A 23310-nucleotide genomic window follows, 5' to 3' on the forward strand; every position below is an offset into this window, starting at 1 on the left:
AGCTGACTCAAACGTCAGATGTATCAACCTCTCTGCCGAGTGGTTCACCAGGTTTAATCTTTACTTAATTAGGTAGCACTGTGACGAAAGACGAACTGCGCGCAGAACTTGAGCGTCAGGAACAACGTTACAAGGATGTTTACGGCGGCGAAGTCACCACTTATGCCGCAAAGCCGGAGCCCGAGCGCAAGCCTTGGCGCAAACGTGCAAGCCTGCTGGATCAGGCGTTTTCTCAAGAAATTCAAAAAATTGAGAAAGAACTCAAAGCTGAAGAGTCGTGAATCACCACGCCTGAAATCTGCGCAAAAAAGGCTACAACGCCTCATGCCGTTGGATTGACCGAAGGCAGACCTTTGCCCGACAAAAGGTCTGCCCAAGCCATCAGACTGTCTGATTACAGAAATTTCACACACTCAAATCAGACCGTCACGTGGGCGCAGGCCCTCTCCTCCAAAACGCTTATAGCCTTTGTTATCAGCGGCTTGGAGCCTTTTTTTGACCTCTTGAAATCGGGGCGTCCTACCGCTTTTTTCATTTATAGATGTTACCGGCGAGCACCAAGTGCATCGATTACCAAGGTTTTCTGGCATAATCCGGCCCCCTTTATGACCGTGTCAGAAAACCTTCATGATCGATCTACTAAGCGGATTGGATGCCTGGGTTCTTATCAGCCTCTTCTTCGCCCTAGCCTTTGTTCTCGCCTTCGAGTTCATTAACGGCTTTCATGACACCGCGAACGCGGTAGCGACTGTCATCTACACCAAAGCCATGCCGCCTCACCTGGCGGTGTTCTTCTCCGGTGTATTCAACTTTCTGGGCGTTCTGCTGGGCGGAGTCGGGGTGGCTTACGCCATCGTCCACTTGCTGCCGGTAGAGCTTCTGGTCAACGTGAATACCGGACATGGCCTGGCCATGGTGTTCTCGCTGCTGGCTGCAGCCATTACCTGGAACTTGGGTACGTGGTACTTCGGGATCCCGGCCTCCAGTTCCCACACCCTGATCGGCTCGATCCTCGGTGTCGGCCTGGCCAACGCCCTGATCAACGGCATCCCGGTGAGCGAAGGCGTTAACTGGCAGAAGGCTATCGAGATTGGCGCTTCATTGGTGTTCTCGCCGCTGGCAGGCTTCATCATTGCCGGCCTCATGCTGGTGGGCCTGAAGTGGTGGCGTCCGAATTCCAAGATGCACAAGACGCCAGAAGAACGCCGCAAGCTGGATGATAAAAAGCATCCACCGTTCTGGAACCGTCTGGTTTTGGTGATTTCTGCCATGACCGTGAGCTTCGTTCACGGCTCTAACGACGGTCAAAAAGGTATTGGCCTGATCATGCTGGTACTGATCGGTATCGTGCCGAGCGCCTTCGTTCTGGACTTGAACAGCAGCACTTACCAGATCGAGCGAACGCGCGACGCGACGCTGCACCTGAGCCAGTTCTATCAGCGTAACCACGAGAGCCTGAACGAATATCTGGCACTGGGCAAAAGCGTTAAAAGCGACCTGCCGGGCAAGTTCAGTTGCAACCCGCAGCAAACCGAGCCGACCATTGCCGCTCTGCTGAGCTCACTCAAGGGCGTGACCGACTACCACTCCATGACCTCTGAGCAGCGCATCGAAATTCGTCGCTACCTGCTGTGCCTGGATGACACGGCGAAAAAAGTCAGCAAGCTGCCAGTGCTCGACGCCAGTGAAAAAGCGGATCTCGAAAAACTGCGTAAAGACCTGACCACTACCACTGAATACGCCCCGTTCTGGGTGATTCTGGCCGTTGCACTGGCCTTGGGCCTGGGCACCATGGTTGGCTGGAGACGCGTGGTTAAAACCATCGGCGAGAAGATCGGCAAGCAAGGCATGACCTATGCCCAAGGCATGGCCGCTCAGATCACCACCACCATCGCGATTGGCCTGGCTAACGTCTTCGCCCTTCCGGTGTCGACCACACATATCCTGTCTTCAGGCGTGGCGGGTACCATGGTTGCCAACAAAAGCGGCCTGCAAGGCAACACCATCAAGACCATCCTGATGGCTTGGGTGCTGACCCTACCGGCCACTGTCGGGCTGTCTGCAGCACTGTTCTGGTTGGCGTCCATCGCCCTCAACTGATCCAGCGCCTGACAAAAAAAGGTACGTCCCTCACGGGGCGTACCTTTTTTTATGCGTTTATTACAGGCAAAAAAATAGGCGACCGAAGTCGCCCAAAATGCCTTGCGTGCTCGTGTACCAGAAAGACCCGGCGCTACTTATTGCGCTTCTGGGAGTCTTTCCAGATAAAAAAACCCAGACCTGCGAAGAACAACACCATGAGACCGACCGTCACTACCCCTGCGATAACCACATTGTCGAGAAACATGACGGCCTCCTGCTCGTGTCTGTTTGTGTTGGAGCTAGATTAACCACACAAGCAGGCGCATACCTTGACCGGGATCAATAGTGGTCGCGGCACGGCGGGGACGTGGAAGAAAAGTTGATGCAGATCAGCAAAAAAACCGTAGATCAGCGCTTTTTAGGTTTCTTTTTCGGCTTTTTCTTGGCATTTGCCAATGGCATTGCTTGCTCGAATGCCTGACGCACTTCGTTCAGACGCTTCTCTTTAAGGTCATGCACACGCTTGGCACGTTCTGCACCCAGGTCAACCAGATTGCTGTCTTGGCTCATAAAAATCAGGTCACTGTCAGAGGCTGTTGGCTAAAAGGGTTCAAGGGACAGCGCAATAATGCGTTGAGGCCGGACAACAGGCCAGAAAAAATCCAGTCATACCTCGATATCAATCCATAAACCCTGACGCTGCGTCCCATCGACCACGCCATCAGCGGCAGGCTGATCCGCCTGGACTTCATCGGGCAGCGGCGGCTGGCCCTCGTGCTGGCGTTTGTGTTGCTGACGCTGCTGCTCTTCGCGCAATAACAAGGCTGCCTGGTCAGCATCATGGTGTTTGAGGTTGACCGTACTGTCCCCCGAACTGGCCTGGGCAGGCACCACCGCCGGGATTTCAGGTCGCGGGCGTACCGGGTCTTGTTGTGAGGTCACGGGGACAACGCTCAGCGGTAGAATCGGCGGCAGCATGATCGTGTGCTCCTGTTCTGCGTCCGGCTGAAAACCACTCATCGAAAAGCACCATTGGCTTCTTTTGAGTAGAGCAGCTTTTTGTCAGAGTCCTTTGGACTGAGGACTCTGCTGCGTTAATATACTCGGCTTTTTCAAAGCGGGAGTCAGGCAGCATGGCGCAGCAGTATCAACCGGGGCAACGCTGGATTAGTGACAGCGAAGCTGAGCTAGGCTTAGGCACCGTTCTGGCACAGGACGGTCGCTTGCTGACCGTGCTCTATCCGGCCACTGGCGAAACCCGCCAATATTCGCTGCGTAACGCCCCACTGACGCGCGTGCGTTTCTCGCCGGGCGACACCATCATCCACTTTGAAGGCTGGAAGATGACTGTCCGCGAAGTCGATGACTCCAGCGGTCTGATGGTTTATCACGGTTTCAACGAACAAAACGAGCTGGTGACCCTGCCAGAGACGCAACTGTCGAACTTTATCCAGTTCCGTCTGGCCAGCGACCGTCTGTTCGCCGGGCAAATTGACCCGCTGTCGTGGTTCTCGCTGCGTTACCACACCCTTGAACACACTAGCCGCCAGTTGCAATCGCCGCTGTGGGGCCTGGGTGGCGTGCGTGCGCAACCCATCGCTCACCAACTGCACATTGCCCGTGAAGTGGCCGACCGTATCGCGCCGCGCGTATTGCTGGCTGACGAAGTAGGCCTGGGTAAAACCATCGAAGCAGGCCTGGTGATTCATCGCCAACTGCTCAGTGGCCGCGCCAGCCGTGTGCTGATCGTGGTCCCGGAAAACCTGCAACACCAATGGCTGGTCGAAATGCGTCGCCGCTTCAACCTTGAAGTCGCGCTGTTTGACGAAGAACGCTTCATTGAAAGCGATGCCGGTAACCCGTTTGAAGACTGCCAGTTGGCCTTGGTGGCCCTGGAATGGCTGGTTGACGACCCTAAAGCGCAAGCAGCCCTGTTCGACGCAGACTGGGACCTGCTGGTGGTCGACGAAGCTCACCACCTGGTGTGGCACGAAGATCAAGTCAGCCCGGAATACGGTCTGGTCGAGCAACTGGCCGGCGTAATCCCTGGCGTCCTGCTGTTGACGGCGACCCCGGAACAACTGGGCCAGGACAGCCACTTTGCACGTTTGCGCCTGCTCGATCCCAACCGTTTCCACGACCTGGCTGCCTTCCGCGCCGAGAGTGAGAACTATCGCCCGGTCGCCCAAGCGGTACAGGAACTGCTGGATAAAGGCCGCCTGTCCCCTGAAGCGCACACCACCATCCATAACTTCCTGGGTGCTGAAGGCGACTCGCTGCTCGCCGCAGTCAACCAAGGCGATACCGAAGCCAGCGCGCGCCTGGTCCGCGAACTGCTCGACCGTCATGGCACTGGCCGCGTATTGTTCCGTAACACCCGCGCCGCGATCCAGGGCTTCCCCGAGCGCAAACTGCACGCTTACCCGCTGCCGTGCCCGGACGAATACCTCGAACTACCCATCGGTGATCACGCCGAGCTGTACCCGGAAGTCAGCTTCCAGGCCCAGCCGGACGCCAGCGATGAAGAGCGCTGGTGGCGCTTTGACCCACGCGTTGAGTGGCTCACCGACACTCTGAAAATGCTCAAGCGCACTAAAGTACTGGTGATCTGTGCCCACGCCGAAACCGCCATGGACCTGGAAGACGCCCTGCGCGTTCGCTCCGGTATTCCAGCCACGGTCTTCCACGAAGGCATGAACATTCTTGAGCGTGACCGTGCAGCCGCTTACTTCGCCGATGAAGAGTTCGGCGCACAAGTGCTGATCTGTTCGGAAATCGGCAGTGAAGGTCGCAACTTCCAGTTCGCCCATCACCTGGTGCTGTTCGACCTGCCGTCCCACCCGGACCTACTGGAGCAACGTATCGGCCGTCTGGACCGTATCGGCCAGAAGCACGTCATCGAACTGCACGTGCCATACCTGGAAACCAGTCCGCAAGAGCGCCTGTTCCAGTGGTACCACGAGGCCCTGAACGCGTTCCTCAACACGTGCCCGACCGGCAACGCCCTGCAACACCAGTTCGGCCCACGCCTGCTGCCGTTGCTTGAAGAAACCGACGACACCCCGTGGCAAGCGCTGATCAACGAAGCCCGCAGCGAGCGCGAGCGTCTGGAGCAAGAACTGCACACCGGTCGTGACCGCCTGCTGGAGCTCAACTCCGGTGGCGCAGGTGAAGGCGAAGCCCTGGTAGAAGCGATTCTTGAGCAGGACGATCAGTTCACCCTGCCGATCTACATGGAAACCCTGTTCAACGCGTTCGGCATCGACAGTGAAGACCATTCCGAGAACGCCCTGATTCTCAAGCCGAGCGAGAAAATGCTCGACGCCAGCTTCCCGCTGGGTGACGACGAAGGCGTGACCATCACCTACGACCGCAACCAGGCGCTGTCGCGTGAAGACATGCAGTTCATCACCTGGGAGCACCCCATGGTGCAAGGCGGCATGGACTTGGTGCTCTCGGGCTCGATGGGCAATACCGCCGTGGCACTGATCAAAAACAAGGCGCTCAAGCCAGGGACCGTTCTGCTCGAACTGATTTACGTCAGCGAAGCCGTTGCCCCGCGCTCCCTGCAACTGGGCCGCTACCTGCCGCCGGCTGCGCTGCGCTGCCTGCTCGATGCCAACGGCAACGATCTGTCTTCGCGCGTGGCCTTCGACACCCTGAATGAACAACTGGAAAGCGTGCCCCGTGCCAGCGCCAACAAGTTCATCCAGGCCCAGCGCGACAACCTGACGCCGAAAATCAATGCCGGCGAAGCCAAGGTTGCGCCACGTCATGCTGAACGTGTGGCCGAAGCGCAACGCCGTCTGGCAGCCGACACGGAAGAAGAACTGGCGCGCCTGACTGCACTGCAAGCGGTCAACCCGACCGTTCGTGACAGCGAGTTGGTTGCCTTGCGCAAACAACGCGAACAAGGGCTGGCCATGCTTGAAAAAGCCGCGCTGCGCCTAGAAGCAATTCGCGTCCTGGTCGCCGGCTAACCCGCATTCTGTAGGAGCGAGCTTGCCTCGCGATCTTTTGATCCTTAAAAGATCGCGAGGCAAGCTCGCTCCTACAGACCATTAATTGCCATATTCGTAATAAATAGCCAAATTCTTATTACGAAATGATTAGCATCATATAGCCACCACCCTCCCCCACCCTATTCCAACCTCTACACTGAAAGCACGTCAGCACCTGTTGACTAGCAACACTTGGACTCAGTGCCGAGGGCCGCAATGGAATGGTTCGAATGGCAGTTTCTCGGCGCGCACGCTGAACACAGCCTCCAGACACTGCACAGCAGCCACAACCTGTACCTGGTGTTTCTCGCCTGGCTGGTGGCCTGCGCCGCGAGTTTGGCCGCGTTGCACATGGGCGAACGTGCCGCCAATGCAGAAAAAGCCACGGCTAAAACGATCTGGCGATGGCTCGGCGCTAGCTGCCTGGCAGGCGGTATTTGGGCCATGCACTTCATCAGCATGCTGGCCTTTGAGTCATCGCTTGAGGTTCATTACAACCTGAGCATCACCATCGGCTCGCTGGTTATCATCTGGGTCAGCGCTCTGATTGCCATGCACTTGCTCAACCGACCCGGCCTTTCGCGTACACCCTTAATGCTCGCGGCGCTGATTTTTGGCCTGGGCATCGGCGGCATGCACTACACCGGCATGACCGCCATGCACTCCAACAGCGAGCAGCACTACGAGTTCATCGGCGTTGCGCTTTCTTTAATCCTGGCCGTGGGTGCCAGTTATTGGGCCTTGCAGATGGCCATAGCCCTGCGCACGACCCACGGCATGGCCCATCAGTTTTTTAAATACGCCATCAGCCTCACCGCGGGCACCGCCATTCTATGCGTCCACTTTATTGGCATGTGGGCGTTGCACACGCTTTCGCCTGAGGGCGACATCAACCAGACCCACATTGAAACCAACCACTGGCAAGTCGCCCTGATGGTCGCCATGATCACGCTGCTGTTGATCGGCAGCAGCATCAGTGCCGCCTTGGTCGATAAAAAGCTGCAGCAAAAAGAACACGATCTGGCACGGGTCAATGCCTTGCTCAGTCAGCTTGATGAAGCCCGCATGTCATTGCAGCAAGTGGCGCATTACGACCCGCTGACCAACCTGATCAATCGGCGCGGCTTCAACCAGATCTTTGCTGAAAAACTCGCAGACGCGGCCGCCAAGAACAGCAAACTGGCGGTGCTGTTTCTCGATATCGATCACTTCAAGCGGATCAACGACAGCCTGGGCCACGACGCAGGCGATGAGTTGCTCAAGACCATTGCCAATCAGATCAGAGGCGCCGCCCGCAATCACGGGGATGTGGTGGCGCGATTTGGCGGCGACGAGTTTTGTATTTTGATCGACATCCACGATCGCGACGAAGCGCAAAGCATGGCCAAGCGCATCATGCACACGCTCAAAGAGCCCATCGAGCTGACCGGCAGGCGCATGGTCATGACCACCAGCATTGGCATCAGTGTGTTCCCGGACGACGGTACCAGCAGCATCGAGCTGCTCAAGCACGCGGATCTGGCGCTCTATCAATCCAAGGGCGGTGGGCGCAACAGCCTGAATTTTTTCAGCCCGAACCTGACTACCCGCGCCTCACTGGAACTGCAAATCGAAGAAGAACTGCGCCAGGCGCTGAATGAAGACACCGGGTTGCTACTGCACTACCAACCCATCATCGACCTCAAGCAAGGGCGAGTCGCCAAACTGGAGGCACTGATCCGCTGGCAGCACCCGGAGCATGGCTTGCTCGGCCCGGACCGTTTTATCAATATTGCTGAGGCCAACGGGCTGATTGCAGAACTGGATCATTGGGTGTTGCGCAGAGCCTGCACCGATCTGGCGACGCTTTCACGGCTCGGCTGGCAGCAGCTTGGGGTTGCCGTCAACTGCTCGGCACTCAACCTGGTGCGCGAAGAACTGGCTGAGGACATTGAAAATGCGCTGTATGCATCCGGGATTGCCCCGCATCGGCTGGAACTGGAAGTCACTGAAAACGCGCTGATGGGCAACATCAGCAACACCTCACAGCTGTTAAGGCAGATACGCGCGCTGGGTGTGTCCTTGTCGATTGACGACTTTGGCACCGGGTACTCGTCCCTGGCCTATTTAAAGCGGCTGCCCCTCAATACCCTGAAAATTGATCGCTCGTTTATCCAGGACATCCAAACCTCCAGCCAGGACATGGAAATCGTTCAGGCGATTATCGTCATGGCCCACACACTGCAACTGCAAGTGGTGACCGAAGGTGTCGAAACCACCCAGCAACTCGAGCTTTTAAGTCACTACGGTTGCGACTTTATCCAGGGCTATCTGATCAGCCGCCCTGTGCCGTTTGAAGCGCTGCCCGGCGTGCTGGAACACCTCAATCAATCTCACCGCTTTGCATCGGGCTATTCGGCGCTTCAATTGTAGTGGCGTAATCGCCTGCCATTTCGCAGCGACCCATTTAGCGAAATGCCACAGAACTGACTGTGGCGTTTCTCTACGGCAAGTGGCCACTATTGTGAAACCAGTTACTGGCCTACACACCACCTCGCCCAAATCACACCTCTATAGACGCTCCTGTTTGGTGCGTTCAATTAATTTTTTGCCCTTTCCTGGACCATCACCCAAGGCGAAACCACCACGGCCCACAGCTCAGGATCACGTGCATTAACGTCTAGCGCGTGCTCTGCAGTCATCTTTCCAAAGACGCCAGAAGCCATCCAGGCCTTGATCTTCTCTGCTTCATCCTGAGTCACGGCAATGGCCGCGTCGATCAAGTCCAGTGCGGGGTCAACCCACAACAAATCACCTTTGGCGAAGAACGGCTGCAACACCTTCCATTCAATTGTTGAGGTCTCACCAAGCAGCTTGGCATAGAGGGTGCTAGGTTCTTGATTCATGGGATTCACCAGGTAAAAAAATCGGCGCAATGATAGCGCCGCGCACCCGGTAGAAAAACCCGAAAAGAGGTATGGAAACGAGGAAAGGGCGACGCGCCAAGGACGAACCTGTTGAGCTGGCAACATCCCGATATAGATCAACAACATAATCCGCCGCTATTCTGTCTCTTTCTTTCGTTTAAGCGACATTTCCTGCTTTTTCTCCCGGTAGCCCGCTATTCAAGCGTTGAACCGGCGCTCTACACTGTACCGGTACAGTTGCAGGGGGGATTGGTCGGGAATTTCGCTCAGAAAAAACCCGGTCCGGCTGCCTTGGCTTCCAGGACTATAAAAATTACAACAGAAGAGTGGAGCACCAATAAAGATGGCTAAGAAGCAGATTACTAAACTGTTTGCCGCTATGGTTTTGGCCGGGGTTGCCAGCCATTCGTTTGCTGCAGACACCATCAAGATCGGTATTGCTGGCCCTAAAACCGGGCCTGTGACCCAGTACGGCGACATGCAATTTACTGGCGCAAAACAAGCTATCGCAGACATCAACGCTAAAGGCGGTGTCGATGTTGACGGTAAAAAGCTGCTGCTTGAAGCGAAGGAATACGACGATGCTTGCGATCCAAAACAAGCCGTAGCCGTAGCCAACAAAATCGTCAACGACGGCGTTAAATTTGTTGTGGGTCACCTGTGCTCAAGTTCCACTCAGCCTCCTTCAGACATTTACGAAGATGAAGGCATCATCATGATCACCCCGGCCGCCACGGCGCCGGAAATCACCGCACGTGGTTACAAAAACGTCTTCCGCACCATCGGCCTGGACAGTGCCCAAGGCCCGGCAGCGGGTAACTACATTGCTGACCATGTGAAACCTAAAGTCGTTGCTGTACTGCACGACAAACAGCAGTACGGTGAAGGTATCGCGACCGCGGTTAAAGAGACGTTGGAAAAGAAAGGCGTCAAAGTCGCAGTATTTGAAGGCGTGAACGCGGGTGACAAAGACTTTGCAGCCATCATCGCCAAACTCAAAAAAGATGACGTTGATTTCGTCTACTACGGCGGTTACCACCCTGAACTGGGTTTGATCTTGCGCCAAGCCCAGGAAAAAGGTCTGAAAGCCAAGTTCATGGGGCCAGAAGGTGTGGGTAACGATTCCATCTCGCAAATCGCCCAGGGCGCTTCCGAGGGCCTGCTGGTAACCCTGCCACAAGCGTTCGACCAACAGCCTGAGAACAAAGCCCTGGTGGCTAAATTTGTCGCAGACAAAAAAGACCCGACAGGCCCGTTCGTATTCCCTGCTTACACGGCAGTAGAAGTGATCGCCCAAGGTATTGAGCAGGCGAAGAGCGAAGACACCGCAAAAGTGTCGAAAGCTATCCATGACGGGACATTCAAAACCCCAATGGGCGACCTGAGCTTTGATGATAAAGGCGACCTGAAAAACTTTAAGTTCGTGGTCTACGAATGGCACTTCGGCAAGCCTAAAACAGAAGTAAGCCCTCAATAAGGGTTGGTTCTTGATCTGACTACAAAGCCCACTGCGCGAACGGTGGGCTTTGTTTTACGGGCCGTAGGCCCACAGAAATTGGGCCGCGCTTTCGTGATCCGAAAGTCTCCCCACCTGAAAATCTTTAAAACCGTCACCAGCGGTTCGCTGGCAAAAGACCTGTGCTCAAACGGCTAAAAAAGCGTACGAAACAGGCCGGAAAATGACTCCACCAGTGAAATGCGTCTCAGGTTTTTAGGAGCTTGTAATGCCTGACATCTATCACTTCTTCCAAATGCTGGTTAACGGCCTCAACGTTGGCAGCACGTATGCCCTGATCGCCATCGGCTACACGATGGTTTACGGCATTATTGGAATGATCAACTTCGCCCATGGCGAGGTGTACATGATTGGTTCCTACATTGCGTTTATCGCCATCGCCGGTCTGACCATGATGGGCCTGGACAGCGTGCCATTGCTGCTGACCGGGGCGTTTATCGCGAGCATCGTAGTAACCAGTTCCTACGGCTACAGCATTGAACGGGTGGCTTACCGTCCCTTGCGTGGCAGTAACCGCTTGATCCCCTTGATCTCTGCCATTGGTATGTCGATCTTCCTGCAAAACATGGTGCTGCTGTCCCAGGACTCAAAAGACAAATCGATTCCTAACCTGATCCCCGGCGGCTTCAGCTTCGGCCCAGGTGGTGCGAGCGAAGTTGTCGTCTCCTACATGCAAATCGTGGTTTTCGTCGTCACTCTGGTGGCCATGCTCGGCCTGACCCTGTTCATCTCCCGTTCACGCCTGGGCCGCGCCTGCCGCGCCTGCGCCGAAGACATGAAGATGGCCAACCTGTTGGGCATCAACACCAACAACGTGATCGCCCTGACCTTCGTGATTGGTGCTGCCCTGGCAGCCGTTGCCGCTGTTCTGATCAGCGTTCAATACGGTGTTATCAACCCCGGTTCCGGCTTCCTTGTAGGGCTTAAAGCCTTTACAGCAGCGGTATTGGGCGGGATTGGCAGCATTCCCGGCGCGATGCTCGGTGGCCTGGTGCTCGGCGTAGCTGAGGCCTTTGGTGCTGATATTTTCGGCGACCAGTACAAAGACGTCGTGGCATTCAGCCTGCTCGTGTTGGTACTGCTGTTCCGTCCGACCGGCATTCTGGGACGTCCGGAGATTGAAAAAGTATGATCAGGAATCTTAAAGCGGCGCTCTTCAGCGCCCTGTTGGTCTGGGCCGTCGCCTACCCGGTACTCGGCCTGAAACTGACAATCGTCGGGATCAACATTGAAGTTCACAACACCAGCACCTTCACCCTGAGCGTGATTGCGATCTGCTCTTTGCTGATGTTTTTGCGCGTGCTGTTCCACCACCAACTAAGCGCCGCCTGGCGTGCTTCACCGGGCCTGCCGAAAGTCCCGACCAAGGCGACCAACTTCCTGACCCTGCCCAGTACCCAACGCTGGATCATTCTGGGGCTGGTCGTTGTAGCGTTGATCTGGCCGTTCTATGGCTCACGCGGCGCCGTCGACATCGCCACCCTGATCCTGATCTACGTGATGCTGGGCCTTGGCCTGAACATCGTGGTCGGCCTGGCCGGCCTTCTTGACCTGGGCTATGTGGGTTTCTACGCGGTCGGTGCCTACACCTACGCGCTGCTCGCGCATTACTTCGGCCTGAGCTTCTGGGTGTGCCTGCCATTGGCGGGGTTGATGGCCGCAACCTTTGGTTTCCTGCTCGGGTTCCCGGTGCTGCGCTTGCGCGGTGACTACCTGGCGATCGTGACCTTGGGCTTTGGTGAAATCATCCGTTTGTTCCTGCGTAACCTGACGGACATCACCGGCGGACCGAACGGCATCAGCAACATTCCAAAACCTACCCTCTTTGGCCTCAGCTTCGACCGGACTGCTGCCGAAGGTATGCAAACCTTCCACGAATACTTCGGTATCGCCTACAACTCGATCAACAAGGTCATCTTCCTGTACCTGATCGCGCTGGTACTGGTGCTGATCGTGCTGTTCGTGATCAACCGTTTGCTGCGCATGCCGATTGGTCGCGCGTGGGAAGCCCTGCGTGAAGACGAAATCGCCTGCCGCGCACTGGGCTTGAATCCGACCATTATCAAACTGTCGGCGTTCACCCTGGGCGCTACCTTTGCCGGTTTCGCAGGCAGCTTCTTTGCCGCTCGCCAAGGCCTGGTGACCCCGGAATCGTTCACCTTCCTTGAGTCGGCGATCATTCTGGCCATCGTGGTACTGGGCGGCATGGGCTCACAACTGGGCGTGATTCTGGCGGCCGTGGTGATGATCCTGCTGCCAGAAATGATGCGCGAATTCAGTGAGTACCGGATGCTGCTGTTCGGGGCCTTGATGGTTGTGATGATGATCTGGCGGCCACAAGGTCTGCTGCCTATGCAACGTCCTCACCTGGAGCTGCGAAAATGAGCCGCGAGTTACTGAAAGTCAGCGGCCTGAGCATGCGCTTTGGCGGCTTGTTGGCGGTGAATGGCGTAGCCCTGACCGTCCAGGAAAAACAGGTTGTATCGATGATCGGCCCTAACGGTGCCGGTAAAACCACCGTGTTCAACTGCCTGACGGGCTTTTATAAACCGTCTGCGGGCACCATCCTGCTGGATGGCGAGCCGATTCAAGGGCTGTCTGGCCATGAAATCGCCCGCAAAGGCGTGGTGCGCACTTTCCAGAACGTTCGTTTGTTCAAGGACATGACTGCCGTTGAGAACCTGCTGATCGCACAGCACCGTCACCTCAACACCAACTTCCTGGCCGGTCTGTTCAAGACCCCGGCGTTCCGTAAAAGCGAGCGCGAGGCTATGGAATATGCCGCGTACTGGCTGGACAAGGTCAACCTGACCGAGTTCGCCAACCGCCCGGCGGGCACCTTGGCCTACGGGCAGCAACGCCGTCTGGAAATCGCTCGCTGCATGATGACGCGCCCGCGTCTGCTCATGCTCGACGAGCCCGCGGCGGGCCTCAACCCTAAAGAGACCGAAGACCTCAAGATGCTCATCAGCGTGTTGCGCAACGAGCACAACGTGACGGTCTTGCTGATTGAACACGACATGAAACTGGTCATGAGCATTTCCGACCATATCGTGGTGATCAATCAGGGCACACCTTTGGCCGACGGGACCCCGGAGCAAATCCGCGATAACCCTGACGTGATCAAAGCCTATTTGGGGGAAGCGTAAATGCTGCAGTTCGAAAACGTCTCGACCTTCTACGGCAAGATCCAGGCCCTGCACAGCATTAACGTCGAAGTGCGCCAGGGTGAAATCGTGACCCTGATCGGTGCCAACGGTGCCGGCAAATCGACGCTGATGATGACCTTGTGCGGTTCGCCGCAAGCCCATAGCGGCAGTATTCGCTACATGGGTGAAGAGCTGGTGGGCCTGACTTCGGCGCAGATCATGCGCAAAAGCATCGCGGTCGTGCCGGAAGGTCGTCGGGTATTTGCCCGCTTGACCGTAGAAGAGAACCTCGCCATGGGCGGGTTCTTTACTGAAAAGCACGATTATCAGGAGCAACTCGACAAGGTTCTGCATCTGTTTCCGCGCCTTAAAGAGCGCTTTACACAGCGCGGCGGCACCATGTCCGGTGGCGAGCAACAAATGCTCGCCATTGGCCGTGCGCTGATGAGTAAACCCAAGCTGCTGCTGCTCGATGAGCCGTCGCTGGGGCTGGCGCCGATCATCATTCAGCAGATTTTCGACATCATCGAACAACTGCGTGATGAAGGCGTGACCGTGTTTTTGGTTGAGCAAAACGCCAACCAGGCGCTAAAAATTGCTGACCGCGCCTACGTGCTGGAAAACGGCCGGGTGGTCATGCAAGGCACTGGCGAGCAACTGCTCAACGATCCGAAAGTGCGTGACGCGTACCTGGGCGGTTAACCCTGCCTGCTGCACAAAACGGCCCTTCGGGGCCGTTTTTTATTGGGCCGCAGATCGCACCGCGCCCTGCAGCCGTTGACGAGCACCGCGAGGCTACGTCCGGCAGCGCAGCAGCCGCAGTACGTCAGTTCAACTTTGCTACGACCGCTTCGCAATCGGACGTAGCCTCGTAAAACTCGGCAACTACTACAGGAAATTGGGCTGCAGCACGCTGCGCTGAAACCATTGCACCAGGTAATCCGCCAAAACTTGCGTGCGCTTGGGCAATCCACCCTCATACGGGTGCACCAGGTACATCGGGTTGCTGCGAGTCTGATAATTGAGCAGTACCCCGCGTAATCGCCCGTCAGCCAATTCGGCGTGGAGCATGTAAGACGGCAACCGCGCGATACCAGCGCCTATCACCGCCGCTTTTTTCAGCAAACTGTAGTGATTACTGGCAAAAGGCCCTGAAACCCGAACACGGTGCAGTTCATGCTGCTGGTGATACTGCCATTCTTCGCGGCCGCTGTAATGGCTGTTAAGCAAACAACGATGCTCGGCCAATTGCACCGGAGTGGTCGGTTCACCGTACTGTTCAAGGTACGCCGGGCTGGCGCAGGTCATTTCGTGCCAGCTCAGTACCGACTTTGCCACCAGTCGCTCATCACTACCCACTTGCGAGCGAATCGCCAAATCAAACCCTTCCCGGGCCAGGTCGCGGTAGCTGTTACTCAACTCCAGCTCGATCTGGACCAAGGGATAGTGGCTGGAAAATTCCAGCAACAACGCGTCAAAAAAGGTTTCACCCAGCGACACCGGCACCGTCAACCGTACCGGACCCGCCATGTCGTCCTTAAGCCGCGCCAGCGCCTGATGCGCCCGCTCAACCTGCAGCACCAATGCTTGGGCCTGCGGCAATAACGCAGCCCCCGCCGCCGTAAGGCTCAAACGCCGCGTGGTGCGATGCAGCAGCACGACCGAGAACTGCGCCTCCAACTGACTGATGCGCTTGGACAGCTGCCCTTTGCTGCAGCCCAACTGCTGAGCGGCCAAGGTAAAACTCCCCGCATTGACCAACACTGCAAACGCTGCCAGATCATCCATCTCGCTCATGGATTGTTTCCATATGAAAACCAAAGGTTGCCTATTAGTGCGCTTATCGCCACCAAAATCCACTACTAGACTGAGCCCACACCTCCCCACTCAAGGAACACCCGATGAAAATCCTGCTGATCGGCGCTAACGGCACCATAGGTTCTGCTATTGATCGCGAGTTGTCGGCGCGCCATGAAATCGTGCGTATTGGCCGTAAAAGCGGCGATTTTCAGGTCGACATCAGTGACAGCACCTCCATTCGCGCCTTGTTCGAACAAACCGGACGCTTCGATGCGCTGATCTGCGCCGCAGGCAATGTCAACTTCGTGCCGTTGGCCGACATGACCGAGAAAGACTTCGCCTTGGGCCTCCAAGACAAGCTGATGGGCCAGGTCAACCTACTGCTGATCGGCCGCGAGTACGCCAACGATAATGCTTCATTCACGTTCACCAGCGGAGTGATCAACCGTGAGCCGATTCGCACCGGCAGTTCGGCGGCATTGGTCAACGCTGCGCTCGACGGCTTTGTCCGGGCAGCGGCCATTGAACTGCCACGCGGGCTTCGAGTGAACGCCGTCAGCCCTACGGTGCTGGCAGAGGCGATGGACAAATACGCCCCCTACTTCCGTGGCTTCAAGCCGGTAGCGGCCGCCGATGTGGCCCTGGCTTACGCCAAAAGTGTCGAAGGCCTGCACACCGGACAGACCTATCAGGTGGGCTAAAGCACATTGTCAGATTTGTAGGGGCGGGCTTGTGATGCACGGCGAGCCTAAGTAACGTGACGGCATTAGTCAGGAGTCCGAATAATGCGCGCTGCCCGTTCCTTAGTTTTAGTCGCCCTGTTGCCCGTCTTTGCCGGCTGCCAGTTGCTGAACAGCAAACCCGTTGATAGCAACGCCGGCCTGACTCGCCTTCAGGGCGAACTGGTCTCAGACAATGGCCAACTGGTTTTCCAACCCTGCGTCGGCCAACAGCGCTATGTGGTCAGTGATGGCGCCAGCACCACACTGGTCCAGGACGCAACCGACATGCCCGTCAAACCTGGCAAGCTGTTCGCCGATATTCGCGGCAGCTTCGTCAGTACCAAAACCGCGGGTGAGCAAGGTGAAGTCAAGCTGCAACAGGTATACCGCCTTGAGCGCAGCAGCGCTGCCTGCCAAGACCCCAACTTCAAGCTACAAACCGTGCATGCCAACGGCAACGGGCCTGCCTGGGAAGTACAAGCAGGCGGCAAAGGCCTGATCCTTAAACGCGAAGGTCAACAAGATCTGGCACTGCCCTATGTAGAAGAACAGGTCGGTGACGGCCGCTTCTCGCTGTCCACAGAAGCCAATAATCAGCGCATTGAGCTTTGGGTAGCCCCGCAGCGCTGCACCGACAGCGTCAACGGCAGCGTGCAACACCTGGCGGCTGAACTGCGGGTCAATGGCCAGGTTCAGCGCGGTTGCGGCTATTTTGGTGGCGCGCGCAACGACTAACCGACAACTGTAACCACAGATTGCTGTTTTAACCTGACCCAACGGTTCGAAGCCGCCTATAATCCCCGGTTCGCATAAGGCTGCCGGGGTTTACCTGGCCCCGACACTGGACACCGTCATGTTACGAATCACCGAACTCAAGTTGCCAATCGACCATCCCGAAGAAGACCTGCGCACTGCCATCGTGCAGCGCCTGGGCATCGCCAGCGATGATTTGCTCGATTTCACCTTGTTCAAGCGCAGTTACGACGCGCGCAAAAAAACCTCCGAATTGTGCTTCATCTACACCATCGACCTGAGCGTGCGGGATGAGGCGGCGTTGCTGCACACCTTCGCTGATGACCGTAACGTCAACCCTGCACCGGATGTCAGCTACAAAGTGGTTGGCCAGGCGCCACAGGATTTGAGCGAGCGCCCGATTGTCGTGGGCTTTGGCCCCTGCGGGATTTTCGCCGGTCTGCTGCTGGCCCAAATGGGCTTCAAGCCGATCATTCTTGAGCGCGGCACCGAAGTGCGCCAGCGCACCAAAGACACCTGGGGCCTGTGGCGTAAAAATGTCCTGAACCCCGAGTCCAACGTGCAGTTCGGTGAAGGCGGCGCCGGAACATTCTCTGACGGCAAGCTCTACAGCCAGATCAAAGACCCGAAACACCACGGCCGCAAAGTGCTGCACGAATTTGTCAAAGCCGGTGCTCCCGAAGAAATCCTTTACGTCAGCAAGCCGCACATCGGTACCTTCCGTTTGACCGGCGTGGTTGAAAACATGCGCCAGCAGATCATCGCGCTGGGCGGCGAAGTGCGCTTCCAACAGCGCGTGACTGACGTGCTGATTGAAGACGGCCAACTGACAGGCGTGGTGCTGGCTGACGGCGAGCAATTGAAGGCCCGTCACGTGATCATGGCCCTGGGCCACAGCGCTCGCGACACCTTCCGCATGCTCCACGGCCGTGGCGTGTACATGGAAGCCAAGCCCTTCTCGGTAGGTTTCCGTATTGAACACCCGCAATCGCTGATCGACAGCGCACGTCTGGGCAAATACGCCGGTCACCCGAAACTCGGCGCCGCCGACTACAAACTGGTGCACCACGCCAAAAATGGTCGGTCGGTGTACAGCTTCTGCATGTGCCCTGGCGGAACCGTTGTGGCCGCGACCAGCGAACCAGGCCGCGTGGTCACCAACGGCATGAGCCAATACTCACGTAACGAGCGCAACGCCAACTCCGGTATCGTTGTCGGCATTACGCCAGACGACTACCCGGGCGGACCGTTGGCCGGTATCGAGCTGCAAGAGCGCCTCGAAGCCCACGCCTACGTGCTGGGTGGCAGCAACTACGAAGCCCCTGCGCAGTTGGTGGGCGACTTCATTGCCGGCAAGCCGTCCACTGAGCTGGGCAGCGTAGAGCCGTCCTATAAGCCGGGGATTTCCCTGGGTGATCTGGCTCTGGCCCTGCCTGCCTACGCCATTGAAGCGATCCGCGAAGCACTGCCAGCATTCGAGAAACAGATTCGCGGCTTCTCGATGCACGACGCCGTCCTGACCGGCATCGAAACCCGCACCTCGTCGCCGTTGCGCATCACCCGCGACGCGTCGATGCAAAGTCTGAACGTCAAAGGTCTGTTCCCGGCCGGTGAAGGCGCTGGCTATGCAGGCGGCATCATGTCTGCCGGTGTTGACGGCATCCGCATCGCTGAAGCGGTAGCACGCGATATCCTCGGTATCGAGGCGTAATATCCCCTCTGCTGGAGCGAGTTTCCCTCGCTCCAGCAAGACCTTTCCCACGGCGTATTTCGCTGTTTCCCGACTTATTTAGATACATACCTGATAGTCTCGTAGACGGTGCGGGATCAATACGTTGCTTATAACAAAAAAGAATATAGTTTTTGTTTTAACAACTATCCGCACAGGTTAGGGTGTCGCACCTAATAACCATTCGTTGGAGAGCCACCTTGCCTCTGCGTAGCACTTTCACTCGTTTCTTTCAGATGGAAGCTGCCAGCGGTCTGCTGTTGATTGCAGCTGCGGCTCTGGCGTTAATCATCAATAACTCACCGCTTTCGCACTACTACACGGCCTTTCTTGATGTGCCTGTGGCCGTGCAGATCGGTGCCCTGCAAATCGCAAAACCTTCGCTGCTGTGGATCAACGACGGCCTGATGGCGTTGTTTTTTCTGCTGATTGGCCTGGAGGTCAAGCGCGAGCTGCTTGAAGGCCACCTGTCCAAACCCTCGCAAGTCGTACTGCCCGGCGCAGCGGCCATTGGCGGGATGGTAGTGCCGGCACTGATTTACTGGTTCCTCAATAAAGACTATCCCGATGCGCTCGATGGCTGGGCGATCCCGATGGCCACCGACATTGCTTTCGCCCTCGGCGTATTGGCTTTGCTGGGCAAGCGTGTACCGGTTTCACTCAAATTGTTCCTGATGACCCTGGCAATCATCGACGATCTGGGGGCCATCATCGTTATTGCGGTGTTCTACTCCAGCGAACTCTCCGGCGTGTCGTTACTGCTGGCAGCGGCCTGCCTGATTGCCCTGATCGTGATGAACCGCATGGGCGTGATCAAGATCGCGCCATATATGATCATTGGCCTGATCCTGTGGGTCTGCGTGCTCAAAAGCGGCGTGCATGCCACGCTGGCAGGCGTGACCCTGGCGTTCTGCATTCCGTTGCGCACAAAAAACGCCGAAACGTCACCGCTGCTGACGATTGAGCACGCCCTGCACCCCTGGGTGTCCTACGGCATTCTGCCGCTGTTTGCCTTCGCCAACGCGGGCGTTTCGCTGGCCGGTGTCAATCTGCACAGCTTCACTCACCACGTGCCGCTGGGCATTGCCGCAGGCTTGCTAATCGGCAAAACCGTGGGTGTGTTTGGTCTGACCTGGATCGCCATCAAAGCAGGCCTGGCAGCATTGCCGGCAGGTGCCAACTGGGGCCAGGTGTTTGGGGTGGCGATTCTCTGTGGTATCGGCTTCACCATGAGCCTGTTCGTCGGTTCGCTGGCATTTGTGCCGGGCAGCAGTGAGTACGTCGGCATGGACCGCATGGGGATCTTGACCGGTTCTATCCTCGCGGCTTTTATCGGCTACGCTGTTACCGCCGTCTTCAGCCGTAAACAGGCAGACGCGTAACTCAACATCAACAGAGATTCTCGCAGGGGCAGCACCGTTTACCGGTGTTGCCCCTGATGGTTTTTTGTCGCCCAACGAGGGAAATGTGGACGCAAAACTTCAATTTGTGCAGTACGGGGGCATCAGTGTGATGTTCCCGGCAGCCTTGGTCATCGCAGCCTGGCTGTGGGCTGCGGCCTCTAAAAAAATCGCGGTGTTATGGCTGGGCGTACTGCTGTCTGCCTACTTCATCGTGGGCGTGACCAAAATTCTGTTCAAGGGCTGGGGAATTGGCTTGCACAGCCTGGACATTGCGGTGTTCAGCGGGCATGCGACCAATACCTGCCTGGTGTTCACCGTGATGCTGAGCTTGTTGTGCCAGCAAATTAACCCACGTTTGCGCTGGCCGGCCTTTGGGGTTGGGGTGGTACTGACCTGGTGGTTCAGCATCAACTACATCGCCCTGACCATCCACCCCTTGTCAGAAGCCATTGCGGGCGCGTTGGTAGGCACGATCGCCGCATTCATTTTTCTGGTCATGCTGAGCCAGTCCAACATCGGCAAAATACCTCGCCCGGCGCTGGCGCTAGGGTTGGCTGTGGTACTGGTGTGCGCTGTCGCACCCAAATACTCGGCCGAAAGGCTGCTGGATCGCATCGCCATCTCGTTGTCGGGTGCCGAGCAGGCGTTCAGACGCTCGTCGTGAGCCAGCCCGACGGTTTTCAAGCCTCACAAAAAACCCCGGCCAGTTCGTACTGGCCGGGGTTTTGTTTAAGCGCGCTACTAACGCTTATTGGGTTACGCGGCTAGTGCCGTCAACCGTCATGATGCGTACGCGCTCGCCGGTACGGAATACCTGGTTCGGCTCAACCTGTTGAACATAAGCACGGGTGCTGCCGTCGTCTTCACGCACGGTGATTTCAACACCTTGGGTCTTGGTCAGGCCCGACTCAGCAGCCGAACCCAGCAGGCCACCGGCTACTGCGCCGATCACTGCAGTCACGATGCTGCCACGCCCGCCACCGATGGCGCTGCCGCCAACGCCGCCGATCACAGCACCTGTGGCGGCGCCGATTGGGGTTTTGGTACCTTCGATTTGTACAGGGCGCAGGGCAACGATAGTGCCGGTACGTACGGTTTGTACGCGACGCGCCTCATCACGCGAATAGGTGTCACCGGTCAAGTTCGAGGCACAGCCGCTCAACAGAACTGTCATGGTCGAAAAAGCTGCAACTAACAGTGCGGTCTTACGCATAGGATCAACTCCAAAAGATCAGGGATTCATTAAACTCTGCAACCGGGTGCCTGTCACCGCGCAGCGCAGACAATGTGGTCTTTATTCAGCGCCTGTACAGACACAGCGTGGGTGACAGACGCTTGTAAATTAACCACAAGGGTAGCGCGAAATAGCCGTTTTGACTTGCACGCTACCGTTGTTTATCAGGTTTTCAAGGCGCCAGACGCTCACGCACCCACGCAGCGCCCTCACGGCGATAGTTGAGCCGGTCATGCAAGCGGCTCGGGCGCCCCTGCCAAAACTCAATACGCTGTGGCAGTAAACGATAACCGCCCCAGTGTTCCGGGCAATGCGGCTGCGTGTCACTAAAACGTGCCTGAGTGGCCGCCAGCAGTGTGGTCAACGCCTCACGGTTTGCAATCACCTGGCTTTGCGGTGAAGCCCAGGCCCCGATCCGGCTACCCAAGGGGCGCACCTGATAGTAAGCGTCGGACTCCTGCGGTGTCACCTTGACCACTTGGCCTTCGATGCGCACTTGTCGCTCCAGGGTGGGCCAAAAGAACGTCATGGCGGCAAAAGGACGCGCTGCCAACTGCTCACCCTTGGCGCTGGTGTAGTTGGTGAAAAAGGTAAAACCTTGTTCATCCAGCCCTTTAAGCAAGAGCACCCGGCAATGCGGGCGCCCTTCGGCGTCCACCGTGGCCAGGGTCATGGCATTGGCCTCAACCGGCGGTTGCTCAGTCTTTACCGCGTCATTGAACCACTGATGAAACAGCGCAAAAGGCTCAGCCGGGGCGTGCGCCTCGGCCAGCCCGTCACGGGTGTAATCGCGGCGCATATCGGCCAGCGCTTGGGTCATGAGGGCAATCCTTCCCTAAAACAATCAGTTCTTGTTCTGATCGTTGGCAGCGACTTTTTTGTCCGCTGCGGCTTTGGCCACTACCGGTTTTTTGGCCGGGGCAGCTTTTTTAGCCGGTGCGGCTTTCTTGGCGTGTGCTGCTTTCTTGGTGGTCGACACAGAACCTGTCTTGGCCAGCGTCGAAGGCGCTACGGCCGGTTGAGCGGCAACCAGCTCTTCAGGGGTTAGTACCGGTTGGCTGTATTTGCTGACCAGCGCCAACATGGTGGCTTGCGGGGTCATCATGATTTCTACGCGGCGGTTCAATGCACGGCCTTCGTTACTGTCGTTCGCCGCACGCGGCATGACAGAACCCATGCCACGCAGGGTCAGACGGTTACCTTGCAGACCGCTCATGCGGAAGATCGCAGCCACCGATTTGGCGCGGTCCAGGCTCAAGCGGGTGTTGGCTGCCATGGTGCCCGAAGCGTCGGCATGACCGAGTACCAGTACAGCGGTTTTAGGGTCGCCTTCGACCACTTTGGCCACACGAGTGAACGGGCCGAGCATCGACGGCATCAGCAAATCCGGACGCGTAGGTTTGAACGCGCTGTCAGCAGCGGCGACGATCACGATCAAGTTCTCGCGACGCTCCAACTGCAAGTTAGAGTCTTTGATGGCAACACGCAGGCGCGGCTCGTACTCGTCCAGCCAGGCTTGGGTGATTTTCGGATCCGGCATCGGGATCACGCCAATAGGTGCGGCCTTGGTGGCTTTGTCATCACCACCAAACGGCCACCACCAGTTTTTCGACGTGCTTGGCGCGGCAGGCGCCGAGGCTACCTTGGCAACGACGGGTGCTTTATCAGCCGGGGCGTCTTTTTTGGCCGTGTCGCCACCACCAAAAGGCCACCAGCTAGAACCGCTGTCTTTGCTCGTGCTGGCTGCGGCGGCCACTGGCGCAGGCGCCGCTGCAGGGGCTGGGGCCGCAGCAGCGGTTTTGGCTGCTGGCGCCGTAGCTGGCGTGTTCGTTGGTTTGGCTGAAGCGCTGGCAGTTTTGTCTCCAGCGGTCGAAGCCTGATCAGACGACCCGAACTGCCACCATTTGTGGCCACCTTCGGCGTCATTTTGTGGAGTTTGTGCACAACCGGTAATAGCCAGGCAAAGAGCCAGAGCGAGAGTCTTATTAGATGACATTGAATATCCACACAATGAA

At 57.1% G+C, this 23310-nt stretch carries 23 protein-coding genes; 15 read left to right on the top strand and 8 right to left on the bottom strand.

Features of this window, described 5'->3' with window-relative positions; genetic code table 11:
* Positions 1-80 precede the first annotated feature (80 nt).
* On the top strand, positions 81-281 hold the full coding sequence (locus tag AAEZ03_RS11075; RefSeq protein ID WP_048369479.1) for a hypothetical protein: 201 nt from the start codon (positions 81-83) through the stop codon (positions 279-281).
* Positions 282-627: 346 nt separating this feature from the next.
* Positions 628-2100, top strand: coding sequence for an inorganic phosphate transporter (locus tag AAEZ03_RS11080; RefSeq protein WP_123751938.1), 1473 nt, complete (start codon positions 628-630; stop codon positions 2098-2100).
* Between the two features lie 133 nt (positions 2101-2233).
* Here AAEZ03_RS11080 and ccoM read toward each other — a convergent pair whose 3' ends face one another.
* The 3 genes from ccoM to AAEZ03_RS11095 form a co-directional block, all read right to left on the bottom strand.
* Positions 2234-2347 carry a cytochrome c oxidase subunit CcoM gene (gene ccoM / locus AAEZ03_RS11085; protein WP_048386544.1) on the bottom strand — a complete coding sequence of 38 codons (114 nt, stop codon included), beginning with the start codon at positions 2345-2347 and terminating at the stop codon, positions 2234-2236.
* A 143-nt stretch (positions 2348-2490) separates the two neighbouring features.
* Positions 2491-2652 carry a hypothetical protein gene (locus AAEZ03_RS11090; RefSeq protein ID WP_088500241.1) on the bottom strand — a complete coding sequence of 54 codons (162 nt, stop codon included), beginning with the start codon at positions 2650-2652 and terminating at the stop codon, positions 2491-2493.
* Positions 2653-2748: 96 nt separating this feature from the next.
* Complete coding sequence (locus AAEZ03_RS11095; RefSeq protein WP_350578542.1) at positions 2749-3060, bottom strand: aspartate-semialdehyde dehydrogenase; 312 nt, start codon at positions 3058-3060, stop codon at positions 2749-2751.
* Between the two features lie 155 nt (positions 3061-3215).
* Here AAEZ03_RS11095 and rapA point away from each other — a divergent pair, with 155 nt between their 5' ends.
* On the top strand, positions 3216-6062 hold the full coding sequence (gene rapA, locus AAEZ03_RS11100; RefSeq protein ID WP_123751937.1) for an RNA polymerase-associated protein RapA: 2847 nt from the start codon (positions 3216-3218) through the stop codon (positions 6060-6062).
* Positions 6063-6299: 237 nt separating this feature from the next.
* Positions 6300-8495: a putative bifunctional diguanylate cyclase/phosphodiesterase gene (locus AAEZ03_RS11105; protein ID WP_123751936.1), complete on the top strand. Its 2196-nt coding sequence runs from the start codon at positions 6300-6302 to the stop codon at positions 8493-8495.
* A gap of 167 nt (positions 8496-8662) precedes the next feature.
* Here AAEZ03_RS11105 and AAEZ03_RS11110 read toward each other — a convergent pair whose 3' ends face one another.
* Complete coding sequence (locus AAEZ03_RS11110) at positions 8663-8968, bottom strand: DUF2288 domain-containing protein (RefSeq protein ID WP_123751965.1); 306 nt, start codon at positions 8966-8968, stop codon at positions 8663-8665.
* A 111-nt stretch (positions 8969-9079) separates the two neighbouring features.
* On the opposite strand from AAEZ03_RS11110, the gene AAEZ03_RS11115 reads away from it, so the two are divergent.
* The 6 genes from AAEZ03_RS11115 to AAEZ03_RS11140 all read left to right on the top strand — a co-directional run bounded on the left by AAEZ03_RS11115 (position 9080) and on the right by AAEZ03_RS11140 (position 14356).
* Positions 9080-9340: a hypothetical protein gene (locus AAEZ03_RS11115; protein ID WP_148070730.1), complete on the top strand. Its 261-nt coding sequence runs from the start codon at positions 9080-9082 to the stop codon at positions 9338-9340.
* Entirely contained in the window at positions 9327-10466 is a 1140-nt protein-coding gene (locus tag AAEZ03_RS11120; RefSeq protein WP_350578545.1) for a branched-chain amino acid ABC transporter substrate-binding protein, read from the top strand. Before AAEZ03_RS11115 ends, AAEZ03_RS11120 begins: the two co-directional genes overlap by 14 nt.
* Positions 10467-10713: 247 nt before the next feature.
* Positions 10714-11637 carry a high-affinity branched-chain amino acid ABC transporter permease LivH gene (gene livH, locus AAEZ03_RS11125; protein WP_123751934.1) on the top strand — a complete coding sequence of 308 codons (924 nt, stop codon included), beginning with the start codon at positions 10714-10716 and terminating at the stop codon, positions 11635-11637.
* A complete protein-coding gene (locus tag AAEZ03_RS11130; RefSeq protein ID WP_123751933.1) occupies positions 11634-12890 on the top strand; it encodes a high-affinity branched-chain amino acid ABC transporter permease LivM in 1257 nt (418 codons plus the stop codon). The genes livH and AAEZ03_RS11130 overlap by 4 nt, the downstream gene beginning before the upstream one ends.
* On the top strand, positions 12887-13654 hold the full coding sequence (gene livG, locus AAEZ03_RS11135; protein WP_123751932.1) for a high-affinity branched-chain amino acid ABC transporter ATP-binding protein LivG: 768 nt from the start codon (positions 12887-12889) through the stop codon (positions 13652-13654). Before AAEZ03_RS11130 ends, livG begins: the two co-directional genes overlap by 4 nt.
* Positions 13655-14356, top strand: a complete 702-nt coding sequence (locus tag AAEZ03_RS11140) for an ABC transporter ATP-binding protein (protein ID WP_350578492.1) — start codon at positions 13655-13657, stop codon at positions 14354-14356.
* A 186-nt stretch (positions 14357-14542) separates the two neighbouring features.
* Here AAEZ03_RS11140 and AAEZ03_RS11145 read toward each other — a convergent pair whose 3' ends face one another.
* On the bottom strand, positions 14543-15451 hold the full coding sequence (locus AAEZ03_RS11145; RefSeq protein WP_123751930.1) for a LysR family transcriptional regulator: 909 nt from the start codon (positions 15449-15451) through the stop codon (positions 14543-14545).
* Positions 15452-15555: 104 nt separating this feature from the next.
* Here AAEZ03_RS11145 and AAEZ03_RS11150 point away from each other — a divergent pair, with 104 nt between their 5' ends.
* The 5 genes from AAEZ03_RS11150 to AAEZ03_RS11170 all read left to right on the top strand — a co-directional run bounded on the left by AAEZ03_RS11150 (position 15556) and on the right by AAEZ03_RS11170 (position 20725).
* Positions 15556-16155, top strand: coding sequence for a short chain dehydrogenase (locus AAEZ03_RS11150; RefSeq protein WP_350578495.1), 600 nt, complete (start codon positions 15556-15558; stop codon positions 16153-16155).
* Positions 16156-16239: 84 nt separating this feature from the next.
* Complete coding sequence (locus AAEZ03_RS11155; RefSeq protein ID WP_350578498.1) at positions 16240-16911, top strand: COG3650 family protein; 672 nt, start codon at positions 16240-16242, stop codon at positions 16909-16911.
* 118 nt (positions 16912-17029) lie between these two features.
* Positions 17030-18640, top strand: a complete 1611-nt coding sequence (locus AAEZ03_RS11160) for an NAD(P)/FAD-dependent oxidoreductase (RefSeq protein ID WP_153332090.1) — start codon at positions 17030-17032, stop codon at positions 18638-18640.
* A gap of 218 nt (positions 18641-18858) precedes the next feature.
* Positions 18859-20040 (top strand): Na+/H+ antiporter NhaA, encoded by a 1182-nt coding sequence (nhaA, locus tag AAEZ03_RS11165; RefSeq protein WP_350578501.1) that lies wholly within the window; start codon positions 18859-18861, stop codon positions 20038-20040.
* A gap of 85 nt (positions 20041-20125) precedes the next feature.
* Positions 20126-20725: a hypothetical protein gene (locus AAEZ03_RS11170; RefSeq protein WP_082148714.1), complete on the top strand. Its 600-nt coding sequence runs from the start codon at positions 20126-20128 to the stop codon at positions 20723-20725.
* Positions 20726-20809: 84 nt separating this feature from the next.
* Here AAEZ03_RS11170 and AAEZ03_RS11175 read toward each other — a convergent pair whose 3' ends face one another.
* From AAEZ03_RS11175 to AAEZ03_RS11185, 3 genes are all read right to left on the bottom strand, one after another.
* Positions 20810-21274 (bottom strand): outer membrane lipoprotein, encoded by a 465-nt coding sequence (locus AAEZ03_RS11175; protein WP_048386517.1) that lies wholly within the window; start codon positions 21272-21274, stop codon positions 20810-20812.
* A gap of 193 nt (positions 21275-21467) precedes the next feature.
* Entirely contained in the window at positions 21468-22115 is a 648-nt protein-coding gene (pdxH, locus tag AAEZ03_RS11180; protein ID WP_048386515.1) for a pyridoxamine 5'-phosphate oxidase, read from the bottom strand.
* Positions 22116-22139: 24 nt separating this feature from the next.
* Positions 22140-23291 carry an OmpA family protein gene (locus tag AAEZ03_RS11185; RefSeq protein WP_048386513.1) on the bottom strand — a complete coding sequence of 384 codons (1152 nt, stop codon included), beginning with the start codon at positions 23289-23291 and terminating at the stop codon, positions 22140-22142.
* Positions 23292-23310 lie beyond the last annotated feature (19 nt).

It is taken from the genome of Pseudomonas sp. HY2-MNA-CIBAN-0224, assembly GCF_040310285.1.
GTDB classification, from domain to species: Bacteria; Pseudomonadota; Gammaproteobacteria; order Pseudomonadales; family Pseudomonadaceae; genus Aquipseudomonas; species Aquipseudomonas helleri.

Bases quoted from the DNA above. Each gene is read 5' to 3' on its own strand.
- AAEZ03_RS11175 (WP_048386517.1), bottom strand. From the start codon at position 21,274: ATGCGTAAGACCGCACTGTTAGTTGCAGCTTTTTCGACCATGACAGTT.
- AAEZ03_RS11140 (WP_350578492.1), top strand. From the start codon at position 13,655: ATGCTGCAGTTCGAAAACGTCTCGACCTTCTACGGCAAGATCCAGGCC.
- AAEZ03_RS11130 (WP_123751933.1), top strand. From the start codon at position 11,634: ATGATCAGGAATCTTAAAGCGGCGCTCTTCAGCGCCCTGTTGGTCTGG.
- AAEZ03_RS11150 (WP_350578495.1), top strand. From the start codon at position 15,556: ATGAAAATCCTGCTGATCGGCGCTAACGGCACCATAGGTTCTGCTATT.
- livG (WP_123751932.1), top strand. From the start codon at position 12,887: ATGAGCCGCGAGTTACTGAAAGTCAGCGGCCTGAGCATGCGCTTTGGC.
- rapA (WP_123751937.1), top strand. From the start codon at position 3,216: ATGGCGCAGCAGTATCAACCGGGGCAACGCTGGATTAGTGACAGCGAA.
- ccoM (WP_048386544.1), bottom strand. From the start codon at position 2,347: ATGTTTCTCGACAATGTGGTTATCGCAGGGGTAGTGACGGTCGGTCTC.
- AAEZ03_RS11185 (WP_048386513.1), bottom strand. From the start codon at position 23,291: ATGTCATCTAATAAGACTCTCGCTCTGGCTCTTTGCCTGGCTATTACC.
- AAEZ03_RS11080 (WP_123751938.1), top strand. From the start codon at position 628: ATGATCGATCTACTAAGCGGATTGGATGCCTGGGTTCTTATCAGCCTC.
- AAEZ03_RS11105 (WP_123751936.1), top strand. From the start codon at position 6,300: ATGGAATGGTTCGAATGGCAGTTTCTCGGCGCGCACGCTGAACACAGC.
- pdxH (WP_048386515.1), bottom strand. From the start codon at position 22,115: ATGACCCAAGCGCTGGCCGATATGCGCCGCGATTACACCCGTGACGGG.
- AAEZ03_RS11160 (WP_153332090.1), top strand. From the start codon at position 17,030: ATGTTACGAATCACCGAACTCAAGTTGCCAATCGACCATCCCGAAGAA.
- AAEZ03_RS11155 (WP_350578498.1), top strand. From the start codon at position 16,240: ATGCGCGCTGCCCGTTCCTTAGTTTTAGTCGCCCTGTTGCCCGTCTTT.
- AAEZ03_RS11110 (WP_123751965.1), bottom strand. From the start codon at position 8,968: ATGAATCAAGAACCTAGCACCCTCTATGCCAAGCTGCTTGGTGAGACC.
- AAEZ03_RS11145 (WP_123751930.1), bottom strand. From the start codon at position 15,451: ATGAGCGAGATGGATGATCTGGCAGCGTTTGCAGTGTTGGTCAATGCG.
- livH (WP_123751934.1), top strand. From the start codon at position 10,714: ATGCCTGACATCTATCACTTCTTCCAAATGCTGGTTAACGGCCTCAAC.
- AAEZ03_RS11095 (WP_350578542.1), bottom strand. From the start codon at position 3,060: ATGCTGCCGCCGATTCTACCGCTGAGCGTTGTCCCCGTGACCTCACAA.
- AAEZ03_RS11090 (WP_088500241.1), bottom strand. From the start codon at position 2,652: ATGAGCCAAGACAGCAATCTGGTTGACCTGGGTGCAGAACGTGCCAAG.